This window comes from Actinomadura sp. NPDC000600 (assembly GCF_040492135.1).
Taxonomy (GTDB): domain Bacteria; phylum Actinomycetota; class Actinomycetes; order Streptosporangiales; family Streptosporangiaceae; genus Spirillospora.
In genome coordinates this window covers 26,266-52,194 of record NZ_JBEUPD010000011.1, presented here as the reverse complement: position 1 = coordinate 52,194, position 25,929 = coordinate 26,266, and the positions used below count along the sequence as shown (strand labels likewise).

Genomic DNA, 25,929 nt, shown 5'->3' with positions numbered 1-25,929 from the left:
AACAGCGGCCTACGCCGCGCCGTCGACCCTCTCCGCGAAGATCGTGGCCGCTTCGGCGAGCTGCTCGTTCACGACGTGCGCGTAGACCCGCAACGTGATCGCCGGATCAGCGTGCCCGAGCCTTGCGGCGACGACGTGCACGGGAACGCCCGCCAGGAGCAGAGTCGTCGCGTGGACGTGGCGGAGGTCGTGGAGCCGAGCGTGGGGGAGAGGCGTCACGCCGTCCGTCGCGTTGTGCTCTTTGATCAGCGTCGCCATGAGGGACGAGACCGTGTCCGGATGCACCGGCCCACCCCATCCCGTCGTGAACACGTGACCGTCCTCCGCGCCCTTCCAGAACTCTCCCGCCTTGAGCTTGTCAGCGAACTGGCGCTTCCGGTGGGCGCCGGCGACGAACCCCACCGACCCTTTGATGTGGATCGAGGCCCCGTCGAGGTCGACGTCAGGCCACCGCAGGTTGAGCAGCTCACCGCGCCGAGCACCGGTGTAGGCGGCCAGGTGGAAGAACGCCGACAGCCGATGCTTCTCAGCAGTGAGGAGGGAGGCCCGGAGCTGCGCAGCCGTCCAGACCTTGCCGGGCTCGGCACGGTGGAGCCGAGGCCGCTTCGCCCGTTCCGTGGGGTTGGACGTCGCCGAGCTGCTCGCCGCCCTTGAGCACCACATCGACGACCCGAGACCGGCGAGATCAGTTGGGGTGCCAACGCCCGCACCATCCCGGCCGCCAAGGCCCGGCTCTCCGGCACGCCCAGCGCCGCAAGCGGCCACGCCCAGGACCTCGGCCGCAGACTCCTCCAGCTCCAGCGCGACCGCCGCCTGAACGACGCCGACATCACCGAGCTTGCCGGCCTGTCCGGTCACGTGGTCGAGCTGGCGAAGACCATCGACATAGCCGAAGACGGCGCCGCACGGCTGGAATACCGCTTTGACATGCTGAATCTCGGCGACAAGCCGCAGGCCCGCGTGTCCTGCGAAGTCTGGTTCCAGCACACCACCGGGCCCCTGGTCATCAAGCCCGTCCCCGACATTGACCGGCGCATCGCGATCCAGCGGATTCACGACACGACCAACCTCGCCAAGTTCGCCTTTCAGATCTCGCCGCCGCTCAAGCCGGGGGAGTGGGCCCGCGTCGGCTACGTCTGCGAGGCCGGAAAGTTCGATCTGAACCACTACTGGCGCGAATCGATGCCGCGCTACTGCCGCCGCTACGAGATCCACGTCCGGCAACGCGGCGTGGACCTCGCGGGATGCACCGCGAGCGAGGAACATCCCGACGGTTCGGAGAACTCCGCCACCGATAGCCTCGTGTGGGACATCGACGGCAAGGACGCCGTCATGTCCCTGACCCGTGATCACCTGCGCCCGAATCAGGCCGTGACGCTGCGCTGGGAGCCGATCCGTGAACCTGCGTGACGAGATCGAAACGACCCTACGGACCTGGCACGCCTACGAGACCGGCCGCGGATCAGTCGCCGTGATCGACTTCGACTGCGCACCCACCACCACGCCCACCGAACCGGCCGACAGCCGCTTGGCGGTCTACCAGCGTCTGACCGATCTACGCGCCCGCACCGCCGAGGCCGGAGCCGACCGCCTCACCGCCGATCTGGCCTACCTGGGGGCGCTGCTAGGCGAACACAGGCCTTTGAACGACTACGTCCAGGCAACCCAGGGATGCCCCGCCGCCGGATGGCAGGACGGCTACATCACCCACCGAGGCGAGCAGGCCCGCCACGCACTCGACACCTTGGGCATCGCGTGGGGGCCCGACACCGCGCGCGAGCTGAACGCGGTCGAGGGGCCCATTGAGACCGACGAGGCCCCCGACGCGATCCGCCAGGCCGCCGCCGACTACGAGCCCGCAGTCCGCCAGATCACCGGCAGCCAGGCCCCGTTCAATCTCACCGTTGAGACGGCCGAGGTTGACGCCTACTGGGCGTACTGGCTGGACGGTGCCGGCGACAAGGTCCGCCTACGCCTCAACCTCCGCCGCGCCAGCTTCACCAAGGTAGCCGCCCGCCAATTCGCCCTTCACGAGGTCCTCGGCCACGGCCTCCAGGGCGCGAGCTGGTCAGCCCGAGCCGCCACCCAAGACGTCCCCTGGGTCCGCCTGATGTCGGTCCACGCCCCCCAGCAAGTCCTGCTCGAAGGACTGGCCCAGGCGCTACCCCTGTTCATCGCCCCCGACGACGAGCTACTGGCCACCCGGACCAAGTTCGACCACTACAACCAACTCGTTCGCGCCGAGCTGCACATAGCCCTCAATCAGGGCGCCGGCATCGCCGAGTTGGCCGACCATGCCCGCTTTCGCATGCCCTGGATCAGGGACGCCGCCATAGCCGACCTGCTCACCGACCGAGGAGCCAACCCCCAACTCCGCTCGTACCTGTGGGCCTACCCGGCCGGAATCGACTGGTTCGCCAACCTCGCCGAAGCCGACAAGCCGACCAGGACGAGGGTCCTACAGGCCGCCTACCACGACCCGCTAACCCCGAGCGACCTAGAGGCCCTCTGGCCGGCAGGCCCCACCATCGGCGGCCAGGCCACCTAAAACCCAAGGTCAGCCGGGTACCCCGCCGACCGGATGAGACCTCCGATGTGGTTACGGAGTCAAGCGACAGCTGTGATTCCGGCGGGGATTCTTGTTCTCTGGCCGTCGGTGGGCTTTAGCGTGATCAAGGTGGATGCGCGTGAGGGGGACCGGCTGTCCGCCGAGGAGTTTCAGAGCATGCTGCGCCTGCTGCGACGGTTCGCTGACACCGAGATGGACCAGTTCGCACTCTGGCGACTCGATAGCGGAGAGGCCGAGCCGGTCTATGTGTCGGTCGGGTTGAAGCCCGTCGGTGCCGCGGAGTCATCGTTCACCCGGTTGGAGGCCCCTGACGTGGGGCGCTAGCTTCGATGCGCTTGCTGCCTCACGCTGCTGCGGTGACGGGTGGGGCGAAGGCTTTGACCGGGTCGTAGTGCTGCCTGGTCTGGAGGCAGTGGTGGAGTTGTCCGAGCATCCGGTTGAACAGGTTGCGCAGAGCGGCGGCGTGCCGGTCTCCGTGGTCGCGTCGCTGCTGGTAGTGGCTTCGCGGGGGCCCGGCTTTGGCTGCCGCGCAGAACGCCCATCTGAACCCGGTGGCGGCCAGGCGGTTGTTCTTGATGGAGCGCCGGGTGATGGACACGCTGCGTCCCGAGGCGCGGGTGACCGGCGCTGACCCGGCGTAGGCCTTCAACGCCCGGGCGTCGGCGAACCAGGCCCGGTCATCGCCGATCTCGGCCAGCAGCCGGGCGCCGAGCTCGTCGCCCAAGCCGGGAAAGCTGGTGATGATCTCGTAGTCGGGGTGCTGGGCGAAGGCCTCGGCGACCGCCTGGCCGAGCCGGTCGGCGTTGCCGCATTCGGCGTCCAGGACGGCCAGCAGCGCGCGGGCCTGGACGCCCATCGCGTCTTCGACCAGCGGTGGTTGATGCAGGTGCGGCCGCCGCAGGGCCTGCTGGATCCGGCGGGCCAGCTCGTCGATGCCGCGTTGCCGACCGGCCCGCCGCAACGCCGCGGCGATGCGGGTGCGCGACAGCCGGGCGGCCGCCGACGGCGTGAACGCCAGCGCCAGGACGGCGCGGGCGTCGCGCCCGGCCAGGTTGGTGGATCGGTCGCCGGCAAAGGCGGCCAGGAAGGCCGGGAAATACTCGCGCAGCAGCGACCGCAGCGCGTTGGACGCGCGGGTCCGCCGCCAGATCGCGTCCTGGTGAGCCCGAGCCAGCACCGCGATGGCGCGGGCCAGCTCGGTGTCGTCGGGCAGCGGCCGGTGAGCGTGCGCGTCGGTGCGCAGGATGCCCGCCAGCGTCATCGCGTCGACATGGTCGGACTTCTTGCGCGCGACCGAGTGCCGCTCGCGATAGCGGGCCACCGCCATCGGGTTGATGGCGAAAACCCTCCGGCCCGTGCTCCACAGCGCCGCCACCAGCAGCCCACGCGGCGTCTCGATCGCCACCGGGATCGGATCGCCGGGGTCGTCCCCGACGTCGGCCAGCAGCTTCAGCAGCTCCTCAAACCCCTCGGCGCTGTCGTCGATCCGGCGTTTGGCCAGTAGCTGACCGGCCTCGTCGACCACGGCGACGTCGTGATGGTCCTCGGCCCAGTCGATCCCGCAGAACGCTTTCACCCCGGTGCTCTCCCTCGATCACCTGTGACCAGTCAGTGCAGGTGGCGGCCTGGCCGGGAACGCGCGGCGCCCTAATCACAAGGCTCTACGGCCTACCCTCCGATGGAGCCGTCCGCGATCCCAGCGACCCGCGCGGGCCCCAGTCTCATCCGGGAGCTCCAAGGCTCAGAACTTTCTCAGGGGTCACCGCGCGGGCGGCTCGAACCACGACCGGCAACCTGCCACCAACACCACCGCGGCGAGGCCCACCTGCCGGACTCGGTCTGGACGCCCAACGACCCTGATTAGAACTTTCTCTACGTCTTCAAGGGCGCCGCTACGCGTCGCCGGCGGCCGCCCGCCCCGGCGCGCCGGGCATGCGGCCTGTCCGGTCCGGTCCCGCCGCGCCGGAACGAGCGGCCGACCGTCACCGAGGGTTGACCACAACGACGGCTTAAGTACGGCACCTTCGCCTTGAAGCTTTCAAGGCGTATAGGCCGACAGCCAGATGAAGCCGTCAAGGTCTAAGGCGGTGAAACGCCGGTAGCGCGCGCCCAGTCAATCGGGTTGATCAACGCCGACTGCACCCGTATTTTGAACCAGGATGCACGATTTGCCGTAACCAGCTGCGAGAGAGCGGCGCTGAGGATAGCATCGGTGACTCGAACACGGGAGACGGAGACCGATGAATTGGCTTGATGAACTGGATATTGACCGGGCTATCGCCAATGTTTCCCGAGACCAGCTTAAGGATTGGTATCGAGATCCTTGGGGCTGGCCTGAGAATAGATTCATCCGCCAAGGTGAGCGAGGCTATCTCGCCGCGCGAGCAAAAGCCGTAGGAGCCCGCAGGGTTGCCAATCTAGATGTGCCAAAAGAAAACTTCTCTTTCCGTCCGGCAGTAGTTATGGATCCGGTGGATCGAATCCTCTATCAGGCGCTTGTGGATCGAATCAGCAGGTCCTTGGTCGGCAGTATGCCCGATTGGGTGCATGGCTGGCGCCTGAAGAGGAACAACCCCGAATCGGGTCATTATGCGGGAAATAATCTCGAGTGGGATCGCCAACGAGCAGACCTTAGCTGGCTTGTCACCCTATATAGCCACGGCCTTAAGACGGACATAGTCTCATGTTTTGCGTCGATGCCCATCATCCGAGTGTGCGAGGAGATTGAAAGAAGAGCAGGAAGCGAGCATGTGCCTTCCCGGCTAATTTCAATGCTGGAAACATGGGACACAATGCCCGGCAGGTACGGTCTGCCGCAGCGGTCAATGGCGTCCTCTGTGATAGCGAACATGTTCCTCGCACCACTGGACCACCGCATTGGCATCTTCAACGATGAAAACGCCAGGCCCGTCAGGAAGAGCGAGAAGACCGAGAAGCGAAAGGCCATCTTCGCTAGCCTTTACCCTGATCACCTGAGCACGAGGTGGATGGACGACATTTGGGTCTTCGGCGATGATGCTGGTGCTCTCAGAAGTCTTCAGGTCGAACTGCAAAAGATCGCTCGCGATTATGGGCTTGAGTTGAATGCCTCAAAGACAGGCGTATATAGCGGCGACGAACTCGCGGAGCTTGCACTCAAAATCAATCACAGTGCGATCGACAATGCACTTGATGGCAAGGATCCAGATCCGACACCACTCGAAGAACTCATCGATGCCATAGTCAACGATCCGGAGGGTATTGATCGCCCATCAGTTCGATTTGCCACGGTTCGGATGCGTAAACAAAATCTCAAAGCCAAGCTGCCACTACTCCAAGAAGTTGCACCCAGAATCCCCCATGCAGCGGACCATCTTGCGCGCGCATTCCGTGACTTTGATACTTGGCGTGACTTGCAGGACTGGTATCTCGACTATCTGGATAGTGACTGGTCGTGCTTCGAGTGGAGTTCCGCTCAGCTTGGAACCATGTTCCCTGCTAGCGCCAAGGTCGAAGCAAGGCTTGTTGAAAGACTAGAAGATGCCGCCAGCGCTAGGCCCTCCCTGCCAATGATGGCGCTAGCGATGCAGCGGCTCTGCAGATGGAAGCCATCTGCAGTAAAAGAACTGGTTAGAAGCCTTCATGAAGTCGCAGATCTTCCGCATGAGCGCAGGCTCCTTGCCTTGGCAGCAGTTGCCGTTGAGGACGAGCGCTCTCTAATTGGCGAACTTCTTAGCGAGTATGAAGAAAATTTGGTCACTCTTGAAATGATCAAGTCGGCTTCCTATCGCCCATTTAGGGTTGCTGGGGACTTCGATGGCACCCCGAAAGAGTCGCCCCAGCACGAGTGACCTAGATTCTGAAGACAGGCGAGCGACAGGAACTTCCGGTGCTCCACTTGCAGGAAGAAATCTGGATGCCCTGAAGCAGAGCTAGTTGTTCTGTCCCGCGAGGTTGGGAACGCGGCTGGCGGGTGGTTTGCCGGTAAGTGCGGTGGCCGCGGTTTCAATCATCCGATTCAAAATTCATTGATGAACCAAACTCCGAACGGCGCTAGAAGTGCTACTGGAATGACCAAGGTTACGTAAGGAAAAGCCATCGAACCGAAATATCCTAGCCAGCCGAAGAACCAGCGTACGCGCCCCCAGAAGTGGGCCGGGACTCGCTGCGTCTTCCGATAATCATGCACGGTGTGATTCTCGGAAGATGTCATCGCTATATTGTACTCATCTTGCAGCTTCTGATATTTTTCGCGCCTATCTGAGCCAGCATATTCTTTTAGATTCTCGGCCGAGACAGAAATTTGCTGTATCCTCTTGTAGTTTTCCTCCATCGCCTTGGCTCTTGTTCCGTACTCAATACTGGAGACCACGAGCGAGATAGATAGAGAAAATACGGCCAAAGCGACCATTAGGGCATCGCCACCCTTGCCATACATCTCTCTCTGGGCCAGCATTCCGACTGAAGCGATTACTGTCGAAGTCGACAAAGCAACAAGAGCAACGTTCCAAGCCATATTTGCGCGCGCTAGACGGCGGTAAGCGTTGAGTCGACTCAGGTATGTATTGTAACTTCTTTTCTCCAGTCGCTCTATCGCCGGTGAAATCTCATCAGACAGCCCCGTCACTGGTCTCCTCCGGATTATTTTCTCGACAAAGCATCCGTGATCCTATGGGTGCGATTGGTTTATCAGAGAAAAACTGCCCTTCGGGGCATTGTGATATTTGCTGCTGCTGCCCACGCGGGACATCCTCTGAAGCGCTGTCCGCTTGGGTGCTTGGCCGAGCCCTATTCGACCATAGCAGTCACCGCCCACTCCGCTCTGGCGAAGAGTTGATTGGTCAGGCCTAATCGCCCTCTACCGGGCGGACACCTGCGGGCGACAAGTTCGCCCGGTCCCTAGTTGCAAGACTGATGTGGGATGCGTGTGGACAGGGTACTTTGACCTCTAGCGAACTGTTCAGTGGTTCAGCCCTACGATCTCCAGAGAGTGGTTGAGATGGGTTGTGTGGTCGGGGGCGATCGCTGCCGCGCGGCTTCCGGTGCTCGGGCCGTGGCCGGCCCTGCGCTCCGGGTCCGCTTGGCCTCGGACGATCGAGTGCTGTCGCTTCTCCGATCAGGTCGAGGGTGTGCAGGTCAGCACCTGCGGCGCTGTGCCATTAGCGTGCCATTGGGGGCGGTCAGTGAGGGGTACTCGCGGTCACTCGCGGGACGGTCGAACGTAGGTCAGGCAGGGTGACGGCTGAGTTCGTGATGCTTCCCAAGCTGACAGCAGGCGGTTCGCTCAGGAGCCTGCTGTACAGCACAGAAGTACCGCAACAGAGGCTTACGCCTCCTGGGATCGGCGACCAGTCGCACACGGGTCTACCTGCGGCGATGCAGACGATCACCGGGTGGCCGGTTTCTTGTAAACAGAAGTTAGGGTTCAAGTTCCCTCGCTGGTTCCCAGCAGCTCAAAGCCCCCTTCCGGGCCGTGGAAGGGGGCCTTTGCTGAGAGCAGGCCCTACGCCGCGCCGCCGACTCTCCGCAAAGATCGTGGCCGTTTCAGCAAGCTGGCCGTTGACGATATGCGTGTAGACCCACAACGGATCGCCGGGTCAGCGTGCCCGAGGTGAGCGGCGACGACGTGAACGGGAAGGGCCGCCAGGAACAGAGTCGTCGCGTGGACGTGCCGGGGGTCGTGAAGCCTTGCGTGGGGGAGCGCGGCGACCCCGCTCGCCGCGTTGTGCTCTTTGATCAGGGTGCTCATGAAGACGAGACCGTGTAGCGGTGCATCAGCTCACCCAACCCCGTGGCGAACACGTGGCCGCCTTCGGTGCCCTTCCAGAACTCACCGCCTTGAGCTTGTCGGCGAGCTGGCACCTGCGGTGGGCCTTGAGGACGTCGACCGTGCCGGGGTCGAGGCTGACCCCACACGAGACCGGCCGCTCTTGGTCGTCCTCTCGATGCGCTCGAGCCCGTCCATTGGGCTATGGGGCAGGAAGCCGGTTCGGTGGCGCCGAGGGTGTCTCTACTCGGCTCGCAGGCCCAAGCCGAGGGCACGAGCCCTAGACTTGGGCCTTCTGCGTTTCCGCCTCCACACGCCGCTGTGCGTTGAGCGTGCAATCAAGCCACCGACACGAGCGCGCCGGCCCCGGCTGGCCTGGTCCTCCACTTTCCGCTCGGCTCGACCAGGTCATTGATTCAGGCCTCTCACCGTTCCTGCGTGCCGCCCTGGTGTCCTGGGCGTCGAAGCGATCTCAGCCGAGACGTCGGGGTTCAGCGTAGGCCGTCGTCCCGTACGAGCAGGTCATAGAGCAGTCTGCCGGCGGCGATCAACACTGCCCCGTACCTGGCGAGGAACTCCCTTGCTCTCTTTGTCTTCGGACGTTCATCCATGATCACAGTCCTCTCGCGACGTGAACTCGATGCTTCAAGTCTGCGGCGTCGGCTATCGGGCGAGTCGAAAGATGACAGGTGATAGGGGGAAGCCCTTCCTGGAGGGTTAGAATCCCACGTCGATGTGACACTAGTTGACGGGGGACGACATGCCTCGGATTCCGATACTGGACGAAGATGCCCTCCCGCCGGGGCCACACCGAGACCTCGTGGTCGCTCTCCAGGAGATCCACGCTGCTGCAGGTTGGCCGAGCACGCGAAGGATAAGCAGGATCGAGGCGGAAGAGTTTCCTGGGACTCTGAGCCACGAGCGGGTCCGTACGATCATCAGTGGCAAGACCCTTCCCCGCTGGGAGACCCTTGAGACGTTGGTGCGGGCGCTGGTCCATCTCAGGGGCTCCGCTCCCCGAGAGGTCGCCGCCGAGGTCAGCAGGTTCATGTCGCTCTGGAAGGCCGCGTCGGTGGGCGAATACGGCGCGGTCGAGCTGCTCCTGCACGCCGATCCCGCCGACGGCGTGCATGGAGACGGCAAGCAATGGGTCGCGAGCGATATCGCTCGGCTCACGGTCAATCCCATCTACGCGATCGAGATAGACCCGCAATTGGCATCGCCGCATGAGCCAATCGTCTCGGAAGAGGAGTGGGTAGCTGCCAATCTCCGCATGATCGCGGATGTTGGCCCCGAGGCCTTCCTCAGGACGCTTCTCCACGTCCTCAAAGGGGGATGGGTCGCAGGCGGCGACGATGAGAACGAAATAGCCCCTGCGGCCCTCGACGCCTTCATCACCGAACAAGTACTCAGGCGGATCGGCGAAGAGCCAAACGCCCTTGGCCGCTCGGCAGCAGCGCTCGACCGCCATGGGGACGCTGAGGAGGCCATCGCCGAGATCGAGGAACTTGAGTCCGACGTCGTCGTGCTTCGGGAGACGCTCACCATGACCCCGGACAACTGGAACACGATGTCACCGCAGGCGCAGCGACTCGTCTTTCTTTATCTCATAGATCGCGTGTTTGTCGGCCCTCCGGGAGCCGGAGCCGAGCAGATCGAGATTGTCTGGCGCGTCCCCCCGGCTGACAGTTCTTCGGTTTGACAGCTGCCAGAGGTTCTTCTGGGCCCTTGCGGTGTAGCGCTGGAGTTTGGGGCGTTGTGCGATGAGTGATGATGCAATGAGCTGCGGCCCCAAGGTGTGGAGGATCCAGTAGCTTCGAAGAGTACATACATCCAACACGCAGACCGGTTCGTACGCCGGCTGGTTGGCTGGCGAGGTCGACTTCCGCCTGCCGGATGCGCAAGGCCGTCCAGGTTGGTCGCGCCGAATACGTGCCGAGACTCGCCCGTTGCCAGAAGGTATCGTCCGGTCCTGGAGATTCGGCGGTGGGACTGCAAATCCGACGGTGGGGCGAGCGCGAAGCGGGGGTCTCGCGACCCCCAGCCCCCCGCGGGCCGGAGGGTACGCCCGCGCGAATCTGTCTGCCACACCGTCTCGCCGTTCGCGCGGGCGCACCCTCCGGGACGGGTGTGGGTGCTAACGGCGGTGCTAACAACAGGGTCGGACGATCTTGGACGGGGTGTGGACGTCCGAGAGTTCGCGGCGCTGGTCAGCGGGCACGTGGAAACATGCCTGGACGTCGTTGATCTTGCTTGTAAACAGAAGATTAGGGGTTCGTGTCCCTTCACCGGCTCCCATCGCAGGCCCCTCCCGACCTTTGAGTCCTTGGGCCCGTTACAACGCTGCGAGTTCACTGATAGGCCGTGGTGAAACCGGCGATGGCGGTGATGAGGCTCATGACTATGCCGTAGGCGAGAGCAGCTTTGAGTGGGATCAGATCAGATAGTGCGAGGGTGCTGGTGGGGTCAGTGCGGCGGTAGGTGAGATAGATGAGAGGGGGATAGAGGAGGGCGAAGGCGGTGGTGCCAATGATGAGGCCGACCGCGCGGAGGCGGCTGTCGGACTGGTCGCGGACGGCGGTGTTCACATCGAACCTGATCTTGGCGGCTTGGGCTGTCAGGTCTGCCGCCGCTGCGGGGTCGGACTTGGCTAGGCTCTGGGCCTTGGAATCGAGCGCGCTGGCGTGGGCGTGCTGCGCCTGCTGGAGCTGGGCCGAACCGGGCGGAGACTTCAACTCAAAGAGCGCGTGCTTGTCCAAGGCGAATCCGATGATCAGAAAGTAGACGATCGTTCCCCAGCCGAGCACTTTCAAGATCACTTCTCGCCGTGCGGCGCCGTCCATCTCCATGGAGAACCCTCCTGTTAGGCGCGTAGGGATCTACATTATGGGGATCTTCTGCTTTTCTTCCCGGAGAAGAAGGCAAGCCGACAGGTAGTGACGCAGCGCCGGGGTATTCCGTCGACGTCGTGGCAGCCCTGATCGTCAGCGAACTGTCCGACGATGCCCGCTGGACCAGACGGCATTCACGGCCGATGGATCGGGGCGACAGCGCACCTGGACAGGGGGCTGGCCGTGTCCAAAGCGCGAGCCTCGTGACCCGAGCCGCCCACCGGCCGGTGGACCGCGCCTTTGCCTGGTCGGCGTGCAGCGTGCGCAGGCTATTTATGATCTCCGGTGTGATAACCGAGCGCGCATAAGCCGCTCCCGGCCTTCCGGCCAGGGGGCAGCGGCGCTCACGCCGTTGGCATGGCTTGCCGCGCGCGCGGCCGATGTGCGCGGCGGCGGCTCCGGTCGCGTGACCGCCCGCGAGGCTGGGCTCGCTCTCGGCGAACGGGATGCTGCGGAGTTCAGCCACCGTAGGCCGATCCGGGCCCAGGCAATGGCTTCTGCTCGACACGATGCCTGATACGGAATCGTTGATACGGCGCTTTGGCCGACCCCCACCCTGCCGGCATGAGGACGAAGCCGCGGGCCGCGCCGCACCTAACCCGACTTGCGGTCCCTGCGCCGATTGAGGCAAGCGAAGAAAGCCTGAGAGGCCCTGATCACAAAGGAAGGGTCTCCGCCCCCCTGCAGCGACTGTGTTCCGATGAAGTTCGCGTTGGGATCCCGCCGTCGTTCATACTCGGCGTTGGTCTGCCCGGGAATGCGCTTCTCAGGTGCGGTCATCGTGCTCCAACGGTCGTTGTGGACCTCGCCTTATGGCGCGAGCCGCGGCTTCGTCGCTCTGACGCAATCCGCCCCCCTCTGGTTGCCCCGGCGGGGTGACTACGGCTACCGACCGCAGCCCTCGCGTCAGCGCCTGGGGAGCCGGTTCCAGTGCTCGCTTCGCGCCATGGCTGTGCATACGCGGCGCGGCGAGCCGCACCAGCTTCTGGCCCGGACCTACGCGATCGCTCATACCGGCAACCGGGTCGTGTTGATCAAGATGTTCCCGCGTCCTGACGCCGACGCAGCGGCGATCTTGTGCTGCGCCCGGCCCGTTAGCAGCCCGTACCTCCTGACACACTGGGCTCTGTGGCTGAACTCAACGGCATACCTGTCTCCCCGAATGAGCTCCAAGCACTGGCTCTGGTGAACTACGGTCACTTCACCTCGATGCGCGTGGAAGGCCAGCACGTCAGGGGCTTCTCACACCATCTGGAGCGGCTTGTTCGAGACTGCCGTGTGCTGTTCGGTCACGAGTTGGACCGCCAACAGGTCCGGGAGTACGTCAGACAGGCCACCGCCGGACGGGACGGCGTGTTCGTCGTGCGCGTGACGATCTACGATCCCGACCTCGAACTTGGCCACCCGGGAGCCCGAGCCAAACCGAAGGTCCTCGTCACGACCCGCCGGTCCGGGGCGTGGCCGATGGCGCCGATCCGGGTCCAGTCCGTCCCCTACGTGCGCGAGCTGCCTGAACAGAAGCACCTCGGCCTGTTCGGCACCCTCAGGCATCGCCGCAACGCCCAACTCGACGGATTCGACGACTGCGTCTTCACCGACTCGGACCTGTACGTCTCCGAAGGAGCAACGTGGAACATCGGGTTCTTCGACGGACAGCAAGTCATCTGGCCTAACGCCGAAGTGCTCACAGGCGTGACCATGCGCCTACTGCACGAGGTGCACGAAGCGACATCCATCGCCCCCGTCAACCTCTCCGACCTGCCCGGCATGGAAGCCGCGTTCGCGACCAACACGGCCATTGGAGTGCGCGCGATCACGGCCATCAACGAGGTGGAGTTCCCGGAAGAGCATCCGATTCTGGAGACCCTTCGCAAGGAATACGAAGAGATCCCGGCGGAAGCACTCTGAGAACCGTCCCGCTGTGGTGCGGGCGACGGTTGGACGACTGCGAAGCGGGGGCTCGCGACATCCAGCCTCCGAGGACCGGAGGGCGGGGCCGCGCGAAGCTGTCTGTCATTTCGTCTCGCCGTTCGTGCGGGTGCGCCGTCCGGGACGAGCGTGCAGCCGTCCAGAGGACGAGTCGGCGGCGGGACCGGCGCGCAGTGGGTGTCCACAGGCTGTCCATGCCCGTTCCTGACCGGCTCCTCCATATCTCGAAGTCGAAGGGACGCAGGCACAGGGGCCTCACATCGATCTCATGTGAGGCTGCGGGCCTATGGGGGCTGAGTCGGAGCGGGGCGTGTTCAGGTCGGCTGGGGTGGTGCTTTGGTGGTCAGCTTGGCGATCTGCTCTGCCAGCAGCATGACGAGCAGGCTGATCCCCACACCGCACAGCGTCCACAGCACTCGGTAGCCCTCAGCCGCGTAGTCGGAGGGCTGCGGAAGGTCCACCATGATCAGCACTCCCGCGGCGATGGCCGCGCTGTAGAGCGTGTAGCTGAAGAAGCGGATCCCCGCCGCGTGCATGAACAACACGAGCGCCACCACTCCGAGTCCGTGCTCCACCGCGAACAGCCGGAGTCCGTGTTCGCTCGCTGGAACCAGCAGTAGCAGCGCGGCTGCTGCGGCGCCGATCAACGCGCCCACAAGGCGCTGCGCGGCTATGAGCGTCGTCTGCTCCAGGCTCGGCTTCATCGCGATCATGGCCGCGATCGGGATCCAGACGCCGTGTGACAGGTTCAGTCCAAGCGCGAGCGCGACGGTGCCGGCGATGACCACGGCGCGGATCACCACGAACATGACCAGTGGTCGAGTCGGCTTCTTTCGCGAGGCGTCGCCCGGGATCTCCGCGAACGGCTGGGGCGAGTCCGCACGCCCGCGGATCAGCCACCAAATGAACGTCACGGCGATCCACAGCGCTGCCCCACCGGCCCAGGCGAGCACCTGAGCCCAGGTGTAGTTGGTGATGCGGGCGTGTTGATGGAGGTTGAACTCCAGTCCGATGACGACGATGAACCAGATGTTGAGTAGCAGGGCGTTGACGAGTCTGCGCACCCCGAATGCGACGGTCAGTCCGGCCGCGAGCGTGACCACGAAAGCCGCCAACACCGGCCAGCCCCAGGCCTCCCTCCCGATTCCGAACCCCAGCGCGGTCAGCCCTGCCCCGACCAGTGCAAAGGCGGAGATGTGCGCCACGCGATGTCCGTAACCGCCTCCCGGGTCGGACAGCGCAGCGAGAAGCAGGCCGAACAACGCGCTGAGAAGGTACTGCTCGTGCCCGATCGCCCAGAAGACGAACAGCGGCACCAGCCCGACGTCCAGAAACGCCACCGCCCGCGGCCAGTTGACGTCCGCGGGGTTGAGTTGGAACACCTCCGACAGCCAACTCATCACCCTCCGGCTGTGAACAGGCTGTCCTCCTCGTTCGGTCGCCCTGGTCATGGCCCGCCCCTGTCCGCCCGCCCGTCGCCGGGTATGCCGCTCCAAGTCCCCAACTTTGTGGAGGTACTGCTGGCGTACCCCGACCGAGCGCCCTTCTTCTCTTGGACGAGGATGGAGCCCAAGGGTGCCTCGTAGGGCTGCCCAGCAAGGTCAACAAACGATCTGGGCAGTTGTCGTGCTCTTGGAGCAGGGGTCTCTTTGCGCCCGGGCCGGCCGCCACGACCTACGGCACTTGGGCGACGCCGGCGAAAACGCGTAGCTCTCCCACCGGGGCACCGCCTTCGGGACGCCACGCCGCGACATCGACCAAGCCCGGCTCGAGCAACGGCAGCCCGCCGAACATTCGGCCGATCTCCCCACATGTGCGGAGCCGCGCGTCCGCCGACGATCCGGTGAACACCTTGCCGATGCGCTCGCGCAGCTCACTGCCGGCGCCGTCACCGGACACGTGTGTGATCACCACGTGCGAGCCGGGGGCCAGAGCGTGGGCGTAGGCGGCCACGAGCCCGGCCGGGTCGTCGCCGTCGCCGATCAGATGCAGCACGTTGACGAAGAGCAGCCCGACCGGCTCTGACAAGTCCAGATGCTCGCCTGCGCCCTTGAGCACCGCGTTGGTGTCGCGGATGTCGGCCGACAGGAAGGTTGAACCCGAGTCGGGGGCGAGGAAGGCGCGGCCGTGCGACAGGACGATGGGGTCGTTGTCGACGTACACGGTCTTGGTGTCGGCGGCTGCGGCCTGGGCGACCTCGTGCGTGTTCTCCACCGTCGGCAGGCCGGCGCCGAGATCGAGGAACTGGCGGACACCCAGTCCGGCCAGGTGGCGGACCAGCGCCGTAGGAAGGCCCGGTTCTGCCGGACAGTGTCGCGGATCTCTGGAGCGATCTCCAGCAGCATCTCCGCGGCCCGCCGGTCCACGGCGTGGTTGTCCTTGCCGCCGAGGACGTAGTCGTAGACGCGCGCGGCGCTGGGACGGTCGACATCGACATCGGAGGGGGACATGTGCACGAATGCTGCCACGGGACTTACCGGCAGAAACAATGCTGTGACCGGACGTGGTCGAAATTCGTTCGGACTGCGGATGCGGTCCCGGGTCCTGGCGCGGCTGACTGCGCCATCCCCTAACGCTGGAGGACTCATAAACAAAGGTCGCGCGATCAGGATGATGAACGGCGACGAAGATTATGACGACGACTCCAGCGTGATGATGACACCGACCTTCGGGCCTGCAAGCGCTGGGCGCAGGGCCGGTCAGCGGTCCTGCGCCCGTCCGTCGCGCGTCAGCGATCGGGGTCGACCGGTCTCACGTCTTCTTCTGCCCTTTGGCCTGGCCGGCGCTCGCAGGAGTCCTCCGGCTGGTTCCCCGACTGGTGCCGGGGTGCTCCATGGCCTTGAGGATTTCGGGAGCCAGGGCCTCCGCCAGCGCCGGGGCCAGGGCATCGGCCAGGGAGGACGCGAGGACCTCGACGAGCAGGAGCCGCTCGAGCGTCAGGCCCGTCGGTCCCGCCGTCGATGCCGATGTCATCGCCGTCTCGATCAGTTTCGCCTTGGAATCCCCACCGCGCGCGCGAGCCTTCGTGGTCTGACCGCCCTCGTTGAGGATTTCCCGGATCAGATCGTCGACCAGTGACTCGATTGGATCCTGACCAGCCGACTGGCCGGATTCCTCGGACGCCATGAATTGCTCCTCTGCGGTTGTTGCGATCAGTCCCCCGGTCACCGGGTTCCGGCGACCGGGGGACGTTGTGCCTGCGGCCCGATGTCCTTGTCAGCGCTTCGCGAGCGCGGCGAGCAGGAGCGGGTGCTCGATGATGCCCTCCCCGTCCTGTTCCCGGCGGCGCATGAGGGCGGCGAGCAACAGCGGGTGCTCGATCGCGGGCTCGGCGGCCTCCTCGCGACGGGAAGCAAGCGCAGCGAGCAGGACCGCCTCGATCGCGCGCTCCTCGCCTTCGCCCTCCTCGACGGACGGGGCCCGCTCTGCTGTCGTCGTCACGAAAGTCTCCTTCCCATGTGGGTGACAGTATCCGTACTTCGTTGGCAGAATTCCCCCGACAAACGGCACACTATGCAGTGCAACCAAGTCGCAGCCCATCTATTGACCGGCGCATTATCGTGGCCGCTAAGGTGCCATTTCTCGGCATTGGTGCTGCCAAATTGCGCTAAAGAAGTGACGGGTCGCGGGCGCTTGCCGGTCACGGCGCCGGATGCGCCGTCCCTGCGAGCCCTGGGAGATGACCGAATCGGACGCTCCCGACCGAGTGGTGGTGTGCTCCTTGGCGTGCAGCGCTGGGTACGGGGATCCATGCAGAGCTGTTGAGCCGTCACACTGGGCGAGTTCGACTTTGGGGGTTTGATGCGTGCAGGCGTCGTGGTCGCCGCGCACCCCGGCGTGGAGGAGCTCGCCGTGCGGGCCGAGGAGTTGGGCTTGGACAGCTTCTGGGTCAACGACACCCCTATGGTCCACGGTGCCCCTTTCATCGCCCTGGGACTGTGCGCGAAAGCCACCAGCCGCATCAGGCTCGGCATCGGCGTGACCTCACCGGCGCTGCGCTCGGCCCCGGCCGCCGCCAGCGGGCTCGCCAGCCTCAATGCCCTGGCTCCGGGCCGGATCATCTGCGGAGTCGGCACCGGGAACACCGCCCGGCGCACCCTGGGGATGCGGCCGACCACGGCGGCCACGCTGGAGAACTTCACCGCCGCACTGCAGGACCTGTGCGCCGGACGCCCGACCGAGTACCGCGAAGGTGACCGGCGTCGCGACATCCGGTTCCTGCACGCCGGGGCGCACGTGAACACCGCCGACCCGATCGAGTTCGTCGTCGCCGCGCAGGGCGGACCGAAGGCCGCCGCCGTAGCCGGCCGCCGGGGCGCCGGCCTCATCTCCTTCGGCCTGCTGGACCCCGCCGCGTGGCGAGCGTTGCACGACGCCCGCCGCACGCCGGTGGCGCCCCGCGACCCCGACTCCCGGGTGAACTCCTATGTGGTCACCGCGCTCCACGTACTCGACGAGGACGAGGACCCGCACGGCGACGCGGCCCGGGACGCGACGGGCCACCTCGTCCTGTCGCTGCTGGCCTTCGCCGCCGACACACCCGCCTTCGCCGAGCGGCTCGGTCCCGCCGAACGCGAGGCGGTGCGGCGATTCCTCGACCGGCGCGGCACCACCGCCACCGCGCCGGACAGGCACACCAAGCTCTACCCCAACTACCTCGGACGCATCGCACCGCAGGATCGGGACCTGGTCCTGCCTCCGCTGATGAACACCCTGGCCCTTGTCGGCACCCGCGCCGACCTCCTCACCCGCATCACCACTCTGGAACAGGCCGGCGTCGACGAACTCCTCATCCAGCCAGTGATCGACCCACCCGCCGAAATGGCCCAGCTCGCGAACCTCCTCACCTGACTGGGCCCGCCGGTCGTGCGCACGCGTGGAGGCGTGCGAATCCCCGCCGGTGAATATGGACGAGACGTAAGGCCGTGAAGGTCTCTGCTGATCAACTCTGCACGTCCTTCGTGACGGTGATGCCCGTGTGCCCGAGGATCTCCGGGACCACGTGAAGGGGCGTCCCCGGCGCCGGCATCAGCGAAGCCCCCGATTGCCGCAGCTCATGCGGATGCCAATGAGCGAGTCCCACCCGCTTGGCGAGCTTGGAGAACGCGGGGGTGAGAACGTGTACGAGAAGGTGCCTGGGGCGGTAGGCGTGCTCGCCGCGGACGTGGCGGATCGCCCGTGACCTCAGCCATGACAGGGTCCAGCCAGGCTGTCCAGGTCCGGACCTCGTGCTCATGTCTTCAAGGGTGGTACGGGGGCTCAGTACGCTGGCCTTATGCGGATTGTCGCGGTTGCCGATACGCACACCTATCATCGCGAGCTCGCTGTTCCCGAGGGGGACGTCTTTGTGCACGCCGGTGACCTGTGCCGGCGCGGCAAGGACCTCAGAGAACTCGAGGACGCCGCGGACTGGATTCAGGACCTTCCGCATCGGACGAAGGTCGTCGTCGCAGGCAACCACGACTGGATGTTCCTGGACGAGCCCGGACGGGCTCGGGCCGTCCTGGCCGACCGCGGCATCCGCTATCTGGAGGACAGCGGAACAGAGATCGACGGCGTCACGTTCTGGGGCAGTCCCTGGCAGCCGGAGTTCAACGAGTGGGCGTTCAATCTTCCCCGAGGACGTCCGCTCGCCGAGAAATGGGCGATGATTCCGGACGGCGTCGACGTCCTCGTGACGCACGGGCCTCCGCTCGGAATCGGTGACGCGAACGCCTATCCCGGACGCCACGGGTGCGAGGACCTGTTGGTCCGGGTGCGGCAGATCCGTCCCAAGCTGCACCTGTTCGGTCACATCCATCAGGACGGGGGCCTCTGGCGGCACGGGGAGACGACTTTCGCCAATGTCACCACGTGGGAGTGCGAGCGCGGCCCGACTGTCGTCCGCTTGGAGGCCTCGGGCGCCGTGGGCGAGAGGGTGCCACCGGCACGAACCCGCTGAACCGAACTTGGCGCGCTCCCAGGGGGTACAGGCGAGGGGCTCTGCGCCGGGTGTACCGCTTACCGGTCGGCTGCGGATGGCGGGGCGGGAGTAGGAGCCCAGGCCGGTGGTTCGATGCCGCGGATCTCCACTTCTGGGTTGATCAGGTGCAGGCGGTACACCAGGCCTCGGAAGTCCTCAGTGACGCCTCTGGAGGGGCGGGTGCCGCGGAACCTGTGACGCGGGTCGGGGAGGTAGGTCATGGTCTGCCAGATCCGGAACCCTCCGTCGTTCCAGCGGACCCGCGCGAAGCCGAATCCTCTGCGGGCGCCTGCGGAAAGGCCGATCTCGGTGAAACGCCGCACCTCCACCTCGATGTGCTGCCCAAGTCCGGTGACCGTCAGACGGCCATCGTTCGTCAGTACGACGTCCCGTGCGAGGAGGACGCTCGGGACGAGGACCGCCACACTGACCACAATCGGCGAAGCCAGGTAGGACGGAGTTCCCGCTTGCGTGGCCAGCCAATACAGCGGAAACAGGGCAGACGCCACTACGACTGTGATGAGCGCGGCAATGTATGGCGGCAGGTAGGCGCGATAGTGAAGAGAGCGCCCGCCCGCTTCGTCACTCTGTGCCATCGACCCAACTCCATCAGGTCCGGGGATCCCCACAGCACCAACCTGACATGGCGCAGAGCGCTCGACAATCCTCGGCGGCCGCGACGAAGCCCGTGGCATCTACTGCTGGTCGTCGGCCTTGGTGGTCCAGTGGGGGTCGATACGGTTGAGCCAGGCGTCTTGGTCATCCGCCAGGGGCTGGTCCAGGGGCAGCGGCAGGAAGCGGCAGGCGAAGGTCAGCCCGGCGTCGTCCCCATCGCCGCTACGGCATGGCTCCACGCGTCTTCCGTGGTCGCGGGTGCCTGAAGGTGGAAGTACGTGGTCCTGCGCGGCCGATGGGTCGCGGGGTGGGGCCTGGCGTCCACGGCGATCTGCTCGACCACGGAGACGGTGTGCAGGCCGGTCTCTTCGACGACCTCGCGCAAGACGGCCTGTTCCAGGTCCTCGCCGGGACGGACGCCGCCGGCGGGGACCTGCGCACCGGCTTGCGGCATGCCAACGTGGTCGAAGACGAGGAGTTCGGGGACGGCCCCATGTCTGATCACGTAGGCGGCGACACGGGTCCTGGGTCGGGTCATCCGAGCATTGTGGCTCTTTCGGGTTCGCACCTGATGCCGCGCCGGCCGCCGATCGTCCAAGGCCGTCCGGCCGGTTGGGGAGGCCGGCCGGACGGCGGTTCGGAGCGGGGGCCGAGTCGTGTGTCAGCCCCAGGCGACCAGGTCGACGGTGTCGTTGTCGGACTCCGGCTCCTCCAGGGGGTGGCCGGGGGGAAGCGGACGGGCCTTGCCCTCTTCCGCGTCGATCAGTATGGCCACGTCGTGGGTGTTGTTGATCCAGGAGGAGACGTTGTTGGCGGCCGTGTCGTCGCCCATGGGCAGGTCCATGAGGGCGACCCTGTAGCCGGCGCCGATGCCGTAGGCCGGGCCCTGCCGGTTGTAGTCGCGGTAGAGGCAGAGGGTGGCCAGGGGGCAGGCCTCGCCGTCGTTGAGCTGGACGACGCCGGGCGGCAGGTCCGCCTGGGCCGGGGCGGCGGCCTGCGCGGCCGTCGAGACGGCGGAGCCGGTCACGGTCGCGCAGGTGGCCAGGGCCGTCGCGGATATCAGTAGGCGCGCTTTCCAGTTCGCCATTGGGGGGATCTCCGTTTCGTGTGAATCGTTGTGCGGCAGGAGTGACGCCGCGCGACTACATTTGCACGGAGAGTGAGAAGTGCACCAGATTGCAGTGGTGGCCTTATGCGGTCACTTGATTACTTTCCGTGGCTCTTTGCTGGTGGTGCGTTGCCTGATAAGCGGGGAGCGGTCACGCGGTGCTTCACTGTGCGTAGCTCGATGGCCGGAGGGTCAGGGGCCGCACAGGGCGGCCGGGAGGGCTTCCTCCATGGCCTTGTCCAGGGTGGGGCCGCCGCCCGGGTTGAGGTTGACCATGACGGTGGCCTGCCTGCCGTCCGTCGTGGCGCCTGTGCGGACGCTGAAGCCGAGCATGTCGCCATCGTGTCCCCAGAAGCCGTCCTTGCAGGTGGACGAGTTCTTGCCGGGAATCCACTCCAGCCCCAAGCCGTACTCGGAGTGTGAGGTGCGTCCGGTGGGACGGGTCGCCAGCATTTCCCGCATCTGGGCCGGCTTCAGCAGGCGTCCCCGGAGGAGGGCCGACATGAAGCGGTCGAGGTCCGAGGCGCTGGAGATCATGCCGCCTCCGGCTCCGGCCACGGTCGGGTTGAGGCGGGTGATGTCCACCGGTTCGGATTCCGGCCGCACGTACCCGTGGGGGTGCGGGCCCGGGATGCCGGGAGCGTCCGTCGGGACGAAGGTGTCGTGCAGTCCCAGCGGACCGATCACGCGGCGGCGGATCTCCTTGCCGTACGGATGCCCGGTCACGCTCTCGATGATCATCCCGGCCACGAGGTAGTTGGTGTTGGAGTACCCCCAGCCGTCGCCCGGCTTGAACTCCCGCTGGTGCGGGAGGGCGATGTCCAGCAGCTCCCGCGGCTCCCAGTGCCGGAGCGGGTCCTTGAGGATCTCCAGTGGCGACATGTAGTCCAGGACGTCCGGCAGTCCGCTGGTGTGCTGGAGCAGCTGGCGGACGGTGATCTCCCGCCCGTCGTTGTCCGCGCCGTGCACCACGCCGGGCAGGTACCGCTCGACCGGGGCGTCCAGGTCGACGCGGCCCTCGCCGACGAGCTGCAGGACGACGGTCGCGACGAACGGCTTCGTCAGGCTGCCGATCCGGAAGCGGCTGCGGGGGTCCACCGGCGCGCCCGTCCTGATGTCGGCGACCCCGCCGGTGGCCGTCACGCTGCCGTGCCGGTCGTGGAACTCCACGAGTGCGCCGGGAGCGCCGTCCGGGCCGCTGAGGCTTTCCACCACCTGCCGCAGGCGGACGGGGCCGGTCGCCTCCGCCGGGGAGGCCGAGGCCGTGACCGCCAAGGCCAGGGCGATCGCCGTCGCGCGTACTCCGTTTCTTCTGATCATGGACGGGACGATAGGAAGCGGCGGGCCGAGCGCGCATCGGGCGCGTGAGCCATCCGTGCCCTCACCCGTGATGGGGAGCCCCGCATGGGTTGTCGGGGATTCGGGCGGTTCCTACGGTTGAGGTATGGACCAACGGGGTGTGCGGGGGCCAGGGGCGGTCGAGGCTTTCCGGTGGTGGGGGCGGATGGCCCGGAATCCGCTCGACACGTACAACGCCCTCGCCAGACGTTATGGGGACGCCGTCCGGGTGCCGTTCGGACGGAACCGGGCGTTCTTCCTGCTCTCGCGTCCCGAACACGCCGAACGGATCCTGGTCGCCAACCAGGACAACTACGTCAAGGCGTTCACGTATCGGCCGCTGCGGGCCGTCCTCGGGGACGGGCTCCTGACGAGCGAAGGCGATATCTGGCGGCAGCACCGGCGGGTCGTGCAGCCGGTCTTCGCGCACCGGCATGTCAGCGGATTCGCACCGCAGATGGTCGAGACGGCTGCTCAGGTCGTCGGACGGTGGCCCGACGACGTGACCCTGGACGCGGCAGGGGAACTGCGTCGGCTCACGTTGGGCATCGTGGGGCGGGCCCTGTTCGGCAGCCAGCTCGAAGGGGAGGCCGAGAGGACGGGGCGGGCGCTTGAGGCGCTCCAACGCGGTGCCGTGGTCGGGACCTTCATGCCAGGGGTGACCGCTAAGCGCGCGGTGTATCAGCGGGTACCGGGCCTTGGGAGCGCGCTGGAGTACCTGGACGGGATGGTGCAACGGGTCGTCGGGGGCTCGTCCGGCGGCGAATTGCTGAATCTCCTAGAAGAGAGCGGCCGGTTCACCGAGGCGGAGCTGCGCGACGAGGTCCTGACGCTGCTGCTCGCCGGGCACGAGACCACGGCGGCCTCGCTCGCCTGGACGTTCATGCTCCTGTCGAAGTACCCGGCGGCCCGGGACCGCCTGGAGGACGAGGTGGACGAGGTCCTCGGCGGCAGGGAGCCGAAGGCCGAGGACGTCGACCGGCTGCCGTGGACGAAGGCCGTCCTGTCGGAGGCGATGCGGCTCTGCCCGCCCGCGTGGACCATCGAACGCGACGCCCTGGAAGGCGACGACGTCGCCGGGGTGGAGGTGCCGGCCGGCTCGACGATCGCCGTTCCGCCCTACCTGATCCATCGCAACGCCGACGTCTGGCCCAATCCGGAGGGCTTCCAGCCGGAGCGCTTCATGGGCGAGCAGAAGCACCCCCGGTACGCGTACCTGCCGTTCGGCGGCGGGCGCCGCATCTGCGTGGGCGCCGGTTTCGCGATGCTGGAGGCGACCCTGGTCCTCGCCACCATCACCCGCACGCACCGGCTCGACCTGGTGCCGGGCGTGCCCGTGCCCAGCCGGGCGGAGATCACGTTCCGTCCTGCCGGGCCCGTGCCGATGCGGGTCATACGAAGGTAGCTCCCTTGCTCAGGCGGGCCGGATGTTGTGGTTGCGGTGGAACACGTTCTGCGGGTCGTAGGCCCTCTTGACCTCGCGCAGCCGCCGGAGGTTCTCGGGGGTGTAGGCGGTGGCCGTCCTGGACGGGTCGTGCAGGAAGTTCAGGAACGAGCCGCCGGTCGCATGGGCGGCGAGCGGTGCGGCGTCTGCCGGGGAGCCGTCGATGGTGAGGGAGAACGGGACGTCCCGGTGCCCGACCGGGCCGGCGTCCGAGGCGGGACTGGCCATGGCGCCGCCCCAGTGCCGGACCTCGATCCCGGACGCGCCGCTGTGGGCGATAGCGGAGATGAGGGCGTCGGGCAGGTCGTCGTAGAGGTGGAAGTGCAGGGGCGCCGTGCCGCCCAGCGACTCGGTCTCGGCGTAGGGCATCGTCCGGAAGTCGTCGTGCAGCGGCGGGCCCGCGGCCTCCAGTAGGGAACGCAACGCGCGCGCGCCGTCTTCGGCGGGTCCCGCGTAGACGCCGCGGACGGCGACGACCCGCCCGTGGTCCGCGTGGTTCGTCAGCGCCACGGAGACCGTGAGCGAGTCGGGACGCGTGGGCGCCTCGTCCCGGAAACGGGTGAGAACGTCGGCGGCGCCCTCGGCGGGGAACAGCGCGACCCCCGCGTAGACCGTCGAGACGGGGTGGAGCCGGAACTCCAGCGACGTGACGACGCCGAAGTTGCCGCTGCCGCCGCGCAGCGCCCAGAACAGGTCGGGGTGGTGGTCGGCGTCGGCGGCGAGGTGCCGGCCGTCGGCGGTGACGAGTTCGGCGCGCAGCAGGTGGTCGGCGGCGAATCCGAACCGGCGCGACAGCCAGCCGACGCCGCCGCCGAGGGTGTAGCCGGCGACGCCGACGGAGGCGTGCGAGCCCGACAGCGGCGACAGGCCGAGCGGCGCGGCCGCGGCGATCACGTCGCTCCAGCGGGCGCCGGCCTCGGCGCGGGCGACGCGGCGGGACGGGTCGACGAGCACGCGGGACATGCGGGACGTCCTCAGCAGCAGCCCCTCGTCCGGCGGGACGACCGTGCCGTGCCCCGTGGCCTGGACGGTCAGCGGCAGCCCGCGCTCGCGGGAGGCGAGGATCGCGGCGCGGACGTCCGCCACGCCGGTGGCGTCGACGGTCAGCGGCTCGGCGGTGCGGGTGCGGATGGCGGTGTCCATGGCGGCTTCCTTTCGGAGGATTTTTCTCCACTTATTCCCACGGTAACACTGACTGGAGGTTCTGTCTCCACTTAGTTCGGCACCATCCCGGCGCCGTCGCGGCCGAAGCTATAGTCACACTTCTTGATAGTCAATGATCGTGACTAATATGGAATCGGAGGATGGACCTCCACTACGCTGGGGCCATGGGTGCGAAGCAGCGGCCGCTGCGGGCCGACGCGCGGGACAACCGCGACCGGATCCTCGCCGCCGCCCGTGAGGTGTTCGTCGAACAGGGTCCGGGTGCGCCGCTGGAGGAGGTCTCGCGGCGCGCGGGCACGGGCATCGCCACGCTCTACCGGCGCTTCCCCGACCGGCAGGCGCTGACGAGGGCCGTCGCCTTGGACGCGCTAGAGCGCACCAGGGACGAGGTCAAGCGCGCGCGGGACGACGAGCCGAGCGCCTTCGCCGCCCTCGTCCGCTACATGCACCGCGTCCTGGACATCCGCATCGGCGCCGTGTTCCCCGTCCTGCTGGACCACATCCCCTTCGACGACGAGGAGATCGTCGCCACCCGCGACGACGGGGTCACCGTCATGCAGGAACTCGTCGCCACGGCCCAGAAGGACGGCGACCTGCGTCCGGACGTCACCCACGGCGATATCGGGATGCTGCTCGTGCGGCTGTCGCGCCCGCTGCCGGGCCCGATGCCGCGGGAGACGGCCGAGGAACTGGCGCACCGGCACCTCGACCTGATCATCGACGGCCTGCGGGCCGGCCGCCCCGGAGAGTCCGGCCGCCCGGAGGGGCTCGGCGGCCCGGCGCTGACCTTCGAGGACCTGCGCTCCATGGGGGACGGCCCGGCCAGGTGACGTCCCGCCCGGAATGGGCACAGGCAGGGGCATGAACATCACAGGCATCATCACCGCGATCGTCATCGGTGCGATCATCGGGGCGCTCGGCCGGCTGCTGCTGCCCGGTCGCCAGCCCATCGGCGTCCTCATGACCGTGATCGTCGGTATCGTCGCCGCCCTCATCGGGACGGCCGTCGCGCAGCAGGTCGGTGTGGCCACGACCAACGGGATCGACTGGATCGAACTGGTCTTCCAGATCGGCCTGGCGGTGATCGGCGTGGCGATCGTCGCGGCTTTCCGGCGCAGGCATGATCGCGGCCATCGGCGCTACGAACGCTGACGCCGTCCCCG

Annotated in this window: 24 protein-coding genes and 1 pseudogene; 11 read left to right on the top strand and 14 right to left on the bottom strand. The window is 66.6% G+C overall.

Features of this window, described 5'->3' with window-relative positions; translation table 11 throughout:
- Nucleotides 1–9: 9 nt before the first annotated feature.
- Nucleotides 10–858 carry a tyrosine-type recombinase/integrase gene (locus ABWI07_RS17900; protein ID WP_353819176.1) on the bottom strand — a complete coding sequence of 283 codons (849 nt, stop codon included), beginning with the start codon at nt 856–858 and terminating at the stop codon, nt 10–12.
- On the opposite strand from ABWI07_RS17900, the gene ABWI07_RS17895 reads away from it, so the two are divergent.
- From ABWI07_RS17895 to ABWI07_RS17885, 3 genes are all read left to right on the top strand, one after another.
- Nucleotides 859–1,410, top strand: a complete 552-nt coding sequence (locus tag ABWI07_RS17895) for a hypothetical protein (RefSeq protein WP_200842258.1) — start codon at nt 859–861, stop codon at nt 1,408–1,410.
- A complete protein-coding gene (locus ABWI07_RS17890) occupies nt 1,397–2,548 on the top strand; it encodes a hypothetical protein (protein ID WP_353819175.1) in 1,152 nt (383 codons plus the stop codon). Before ABWI07_RS17895 ends, ABWI07_RS17890 begins: the two co-directional genes overlap by 14 nt.
- A gap of 120 nt (nt 2,549–2,668) precedes the next feature.
- Nucleotides 2,669–2,893, top strand: a complete 225-nt coding sequence (locus ABWI07_RS17885) for a hypothetical protein (RefSeq protein ID WP_353819174.1) — start codon at nt 2,669–2,671, stop codon at nt 2,891–2,893.
- Nucleotides 2,894–2,912: 19 nt separating this feature from the next.
- On the opposite strand, the gene ABWI07_RS17880 is transcribed toward ABWI07_RS17885, so the two are convergent.
- The gene (locus ABWI07_RS17880; protein WP_353819173.1) at nt 2,913–4,145 is read right to left on the bottom strand and encodes an IS110 family RNA-guided transposase; all 1,233 of its coding nucleotides are present in this window, start codon (nt 4,143–4,145) and stop codon (nt 2,913–2,915) included.
- Nucleotides 4,146–4,809: 664 nt separating this feature from the next.
- On the opposite strand from ABWI07_RS17880, the gene ABWI07_RS17875 reads away from it, so the two are divergent.
- A complete protein-coding gene (locus tag ABWI07_RS17875) occupies nt 4,810–6,399 on the top strand; it encodes an RNA-directed DNA polymerase (RefSeq protein ID WP_353819172.1) in 1,590 nt (529 codons plus the stop codon).
- Between the two features lie 167 nt (nt 6,400–6,566).
- Here ABWI07_RS17875 and ABWI07_RS17870 read toward each other — a convergent pair whose 3' ends face one another.
- Nucleotides 6,567–7,175 (bottom strand): SLATT domain-containing protein, encoded by a 609-nt coding sequence (locus tag ABWI07_RS17870; protein ID WP_353819171.1) that lies wholly within the window; start codon nt 7,173–7,175, stop codon nt 6,567–6,569.
- Between the two features lie 1,885 nt (nt 7,176–9,060).
- On the opposite strand from ABWI07_RS17870, the gene ABWI07_RS17865 reads away from it, so the two are divergent.
- Entirely contained in the window at nt 9,061–10,017 is a 957-nt protein-coding gene (locus ABWI07_RS17865) for a hypothetical protein (RefSeq protein ID WP_353819170.1), read from the top strand.
- A gap of 649 nt (nt 10,018–10,666) precedes the next feature.
- Here the strand turns inward: ABWI07_RS17865 and ABWI07_RS17860 are convergent.
- Complete coding sequence (locus tag ABWI07_RS17860; protein WP_149262968.1) at nt 10,667–11,164, bottom strand: hypothetical protein; 498 nt, start codon at nt 11,162–11,164, stop codon at nt 10,667–10,669.
- Nucleotides 11,165–12,334: 1,170 nt separating this feature from the next.
- On the opposite strand from ABWI07_RS17860, the gene ABWI07_RS17855 reads away from it, so the two are divergent.
- The gene (locus ABWI07_RS17855) at nt 12,335–13,114 is read left to right on the top strand and encodes an aminotransferase class IV family protein (protein WP_149262967.1); all 780 of its coding nucleotides are present in this window, start codon (nt 12,335–12,337) and stop codon (nt 13,112–13,114) included.
- Between the two features lie 335 nt (nt 13,115–13,449).
- Here ABWI07_RS17855 and ABWI07_RS17850 read toward each other — a convergent pair whose 3' ends face one another.
- The 4 genes and pseudogenes from ABWI07_RS17850 to ABWI07_RS17835 form a co-directional block, all read right to left on the bottom strand.
- Nucleotides 13,450–14,535 carry an FUSC family protein gene (locus tag ABWI07_RS17850; RefSeq protein WP_149262966.1) on the bottom strand — a complete coding sequence of 362 codons (1,086 nt, stop codon included), beginning with the start codon at nt 14,533–14,535 and terminating at the stop codon, nt 13,450–13,452.
- A 274-nt stretch (nt 14,536–14,809) separates the two neighbouring features.
- A pseudogene (locus ABWI07_RS17845) lies at nt 14,810–15,585 on the bottom strand (SAM-dependent methyltransferase).
- Nucleotides 15,586–15,886: 301 nt separating this feature from the next.
- Complete coding sequence (locus tag ABWI07_RS17840) at nt 15,887–16,261, bottom strand: hypothetical protein (RefSeq protein ID WP_149262964.1); 375 nt, start codon at nt 16,259–16,261, stop codon at nt 15,887–15,889.
- A gap of 90 nt (nt 16,262–16,351) precedes the next feature.
- Nucleotides 16,352–16,576 carry a hypothetical protein gene (locus ABWI07_RS17835; RefSeq protein ID WP_353819169.1) on the bottom strand — a complete coding sequence of 75 codons (225 nt, stop codon included), beginning with the start codon at nt 16,574–16,576 and terminating at the stop codon, nt 16,352–16,354.
- Nucleotides 16,577–16,936: 360 nt separating this feature from the next.
- Here ABWI07_RS17835 and ABWI07_RS17830 point away from each other — a divergent pair, with 360 nt between their 5' ends.
- Nucleotides 16,937–17,986, top strand: coding sequence for an LLM class flavin-dependent oxidoreductase (locus ABWI07_RS17830; protein WP_353819168.1), 1,050 nt, complete (start codon nt 16,937–16,939; stop codon nt 17,984–17,986).
- A gap of 91 nt (nt 17,987–18,077) precedes the next feature.
- Here the strand turns inward: ABWI07_RS17830 and ABWI07_RS17825 are convergent, their stop codons facing one another.
- Nucleotides 18,078–18,371, bottom strand: a complete 294-nt coding sequence (locus ABWI07_RS17825; protein ID WP_353819167.1) for a tyrosine-type recombinase/integrase — start codon at nt 18,369–18,371, stop codon at nt 18,078–18,080.
- Between the two features lie 39 nt (nt 18,372–18,410).
- On the opposite strand from ABWI07_RS17825, the gene ABWI07_RS17820 reads away from it, so the two are divergent.
- A complete protein-coding gene (locus ABWI07_RS17820) occupies nt 18,411–19,076 on the top strand; it encodes a metallophosphatase domain-containing protein (RefSeq protein ID WP_149262959.1) in 666 nt (221 codons plus the stop codon).
- Between the two features lie 59 nt (nt 19,077–19,135).
- Here the strand turns inward: ABWI07_RS17820 and ABWI07_RS17815 are convergent, their stop codons facing one another.
- From ABWI07_RS17815 to ABWI07_RS17800, 4 genes are all read right to left on the bottom strand, one after another.
- Complete coding sequence (locus ABWI07_RS17815; RefSeq protein WP_149262958.1) at nt 19,136–19,693, bottom strand: hypothetical protein; 558 nt, start codon at nt 19,691–19,693, stop codon at nt 19,136–19,138.
- A 215-nt stretch (nt 19,694–19,908) separates the two neighbouring features.
- Nucleotides 19,909–20,250 carry an NUDIX domain-containing protein gene (locus ABWI07_RS17810; RefSeq protein WP_353819166.1) on the bottom strand — a complete coding sequence of 114 codons (342 nt, stop codon included), beginning with the start codon at nt 20,248–20,250 and terminating at the stop codon, nt 19,909–19,911.
- Between the two features lie 123 nt (nt 20,251–20,373).
- The gene (locus tag ABWI07_RS17805; protein WP_353819165.1) at nt 20,374–20,799 is read right to left on the bottom strand and encodes a peptidase inhibitor family I36 protein; all 426 of its coding nucleotides are present in this window, start codon (nt 20,797–20,799) and stop codon (nt 20,374–20,376) included.
- A gap of 213 nt (nt 20,800–21,012) precedes the next feature.
- Nucleotides 21,013–22,140, bottom strand: a complete 1,128-nt coding sequence (locus tag ABWI07_RS17800) for a serine hydrolase domain-containing protein (protein ID WP_353819164.1) — start codon at nt 22,138–22,140, stop codon at nt 21,013–21,015.
- Between the two features lie 184 nt (nt 22,141–22,324).
- Between ABWI07_RS17800 and ABWI07_RS17795 the strand changes: the two genes are divergently transcribed.
- On the top strand, nt 22,325–23,563 hold the full coding sequence (locus tag ABWI07_RS17795; protein WP_353819163.1) for a cytochrome P450: 1,239 nt from the start codon (nt 22,325–22,327) through the stop codon (nt 23,561–23,563).
- A 9-nt stretch (nt 23,564–23,572) separates the two neighbouring features.
- On the opposite strand, the gene ABWI07_RS17790 is transcribed toward ABWI07_RS17795, so the two are convergent.
- Entirely contained in the window at nt 23,573–24,745 is a 1,173-nt protein-coding gene (locus tag ABWI07_RS17790; protein ID WP_353819162.1) for an FAD-binding oxidoreductase, read from the bottom strand.
- 185 nt (nt 24,746–24,930) lie between these two features.
- On the opposite strand from ABWI07_RS17790, the gene ABWI07_RS17785 reads away from it, so the two are divergent.
- Together ABWI07_RS17785 and ABWI07_RS17780 are read left to right on the top strand one after the other, a co-directional pair.
- The gene (locus tag ABWI07_RS17785; protein ID WP_160161109.1) at nt 24,931–25,596 is read left to right on the top strand and encodes a TetR/AcrR family transcriptional regulator; all 666 of its coding nucleotides are present in this window, start codon (nt 24,931–24,933) and stop codon (nt 25,594–25,596) included.
- A gap of 31 nt (nt 25,597–25,627) precedes the next feature.
- A complete protein-coding gene (locus tag ABWI07_RS17780; RefSeq protein WP_353819161.1) occupies nt 25,628–25,918 on the top strand; it encodes a GlsB/YeaQ/YmgE family stress response membrane protein in 291 nt (96 codons plus the stop codon).
- The last annotated feature ends 11 nt before the right edge of the window (nt 25,919–25,929 follow it).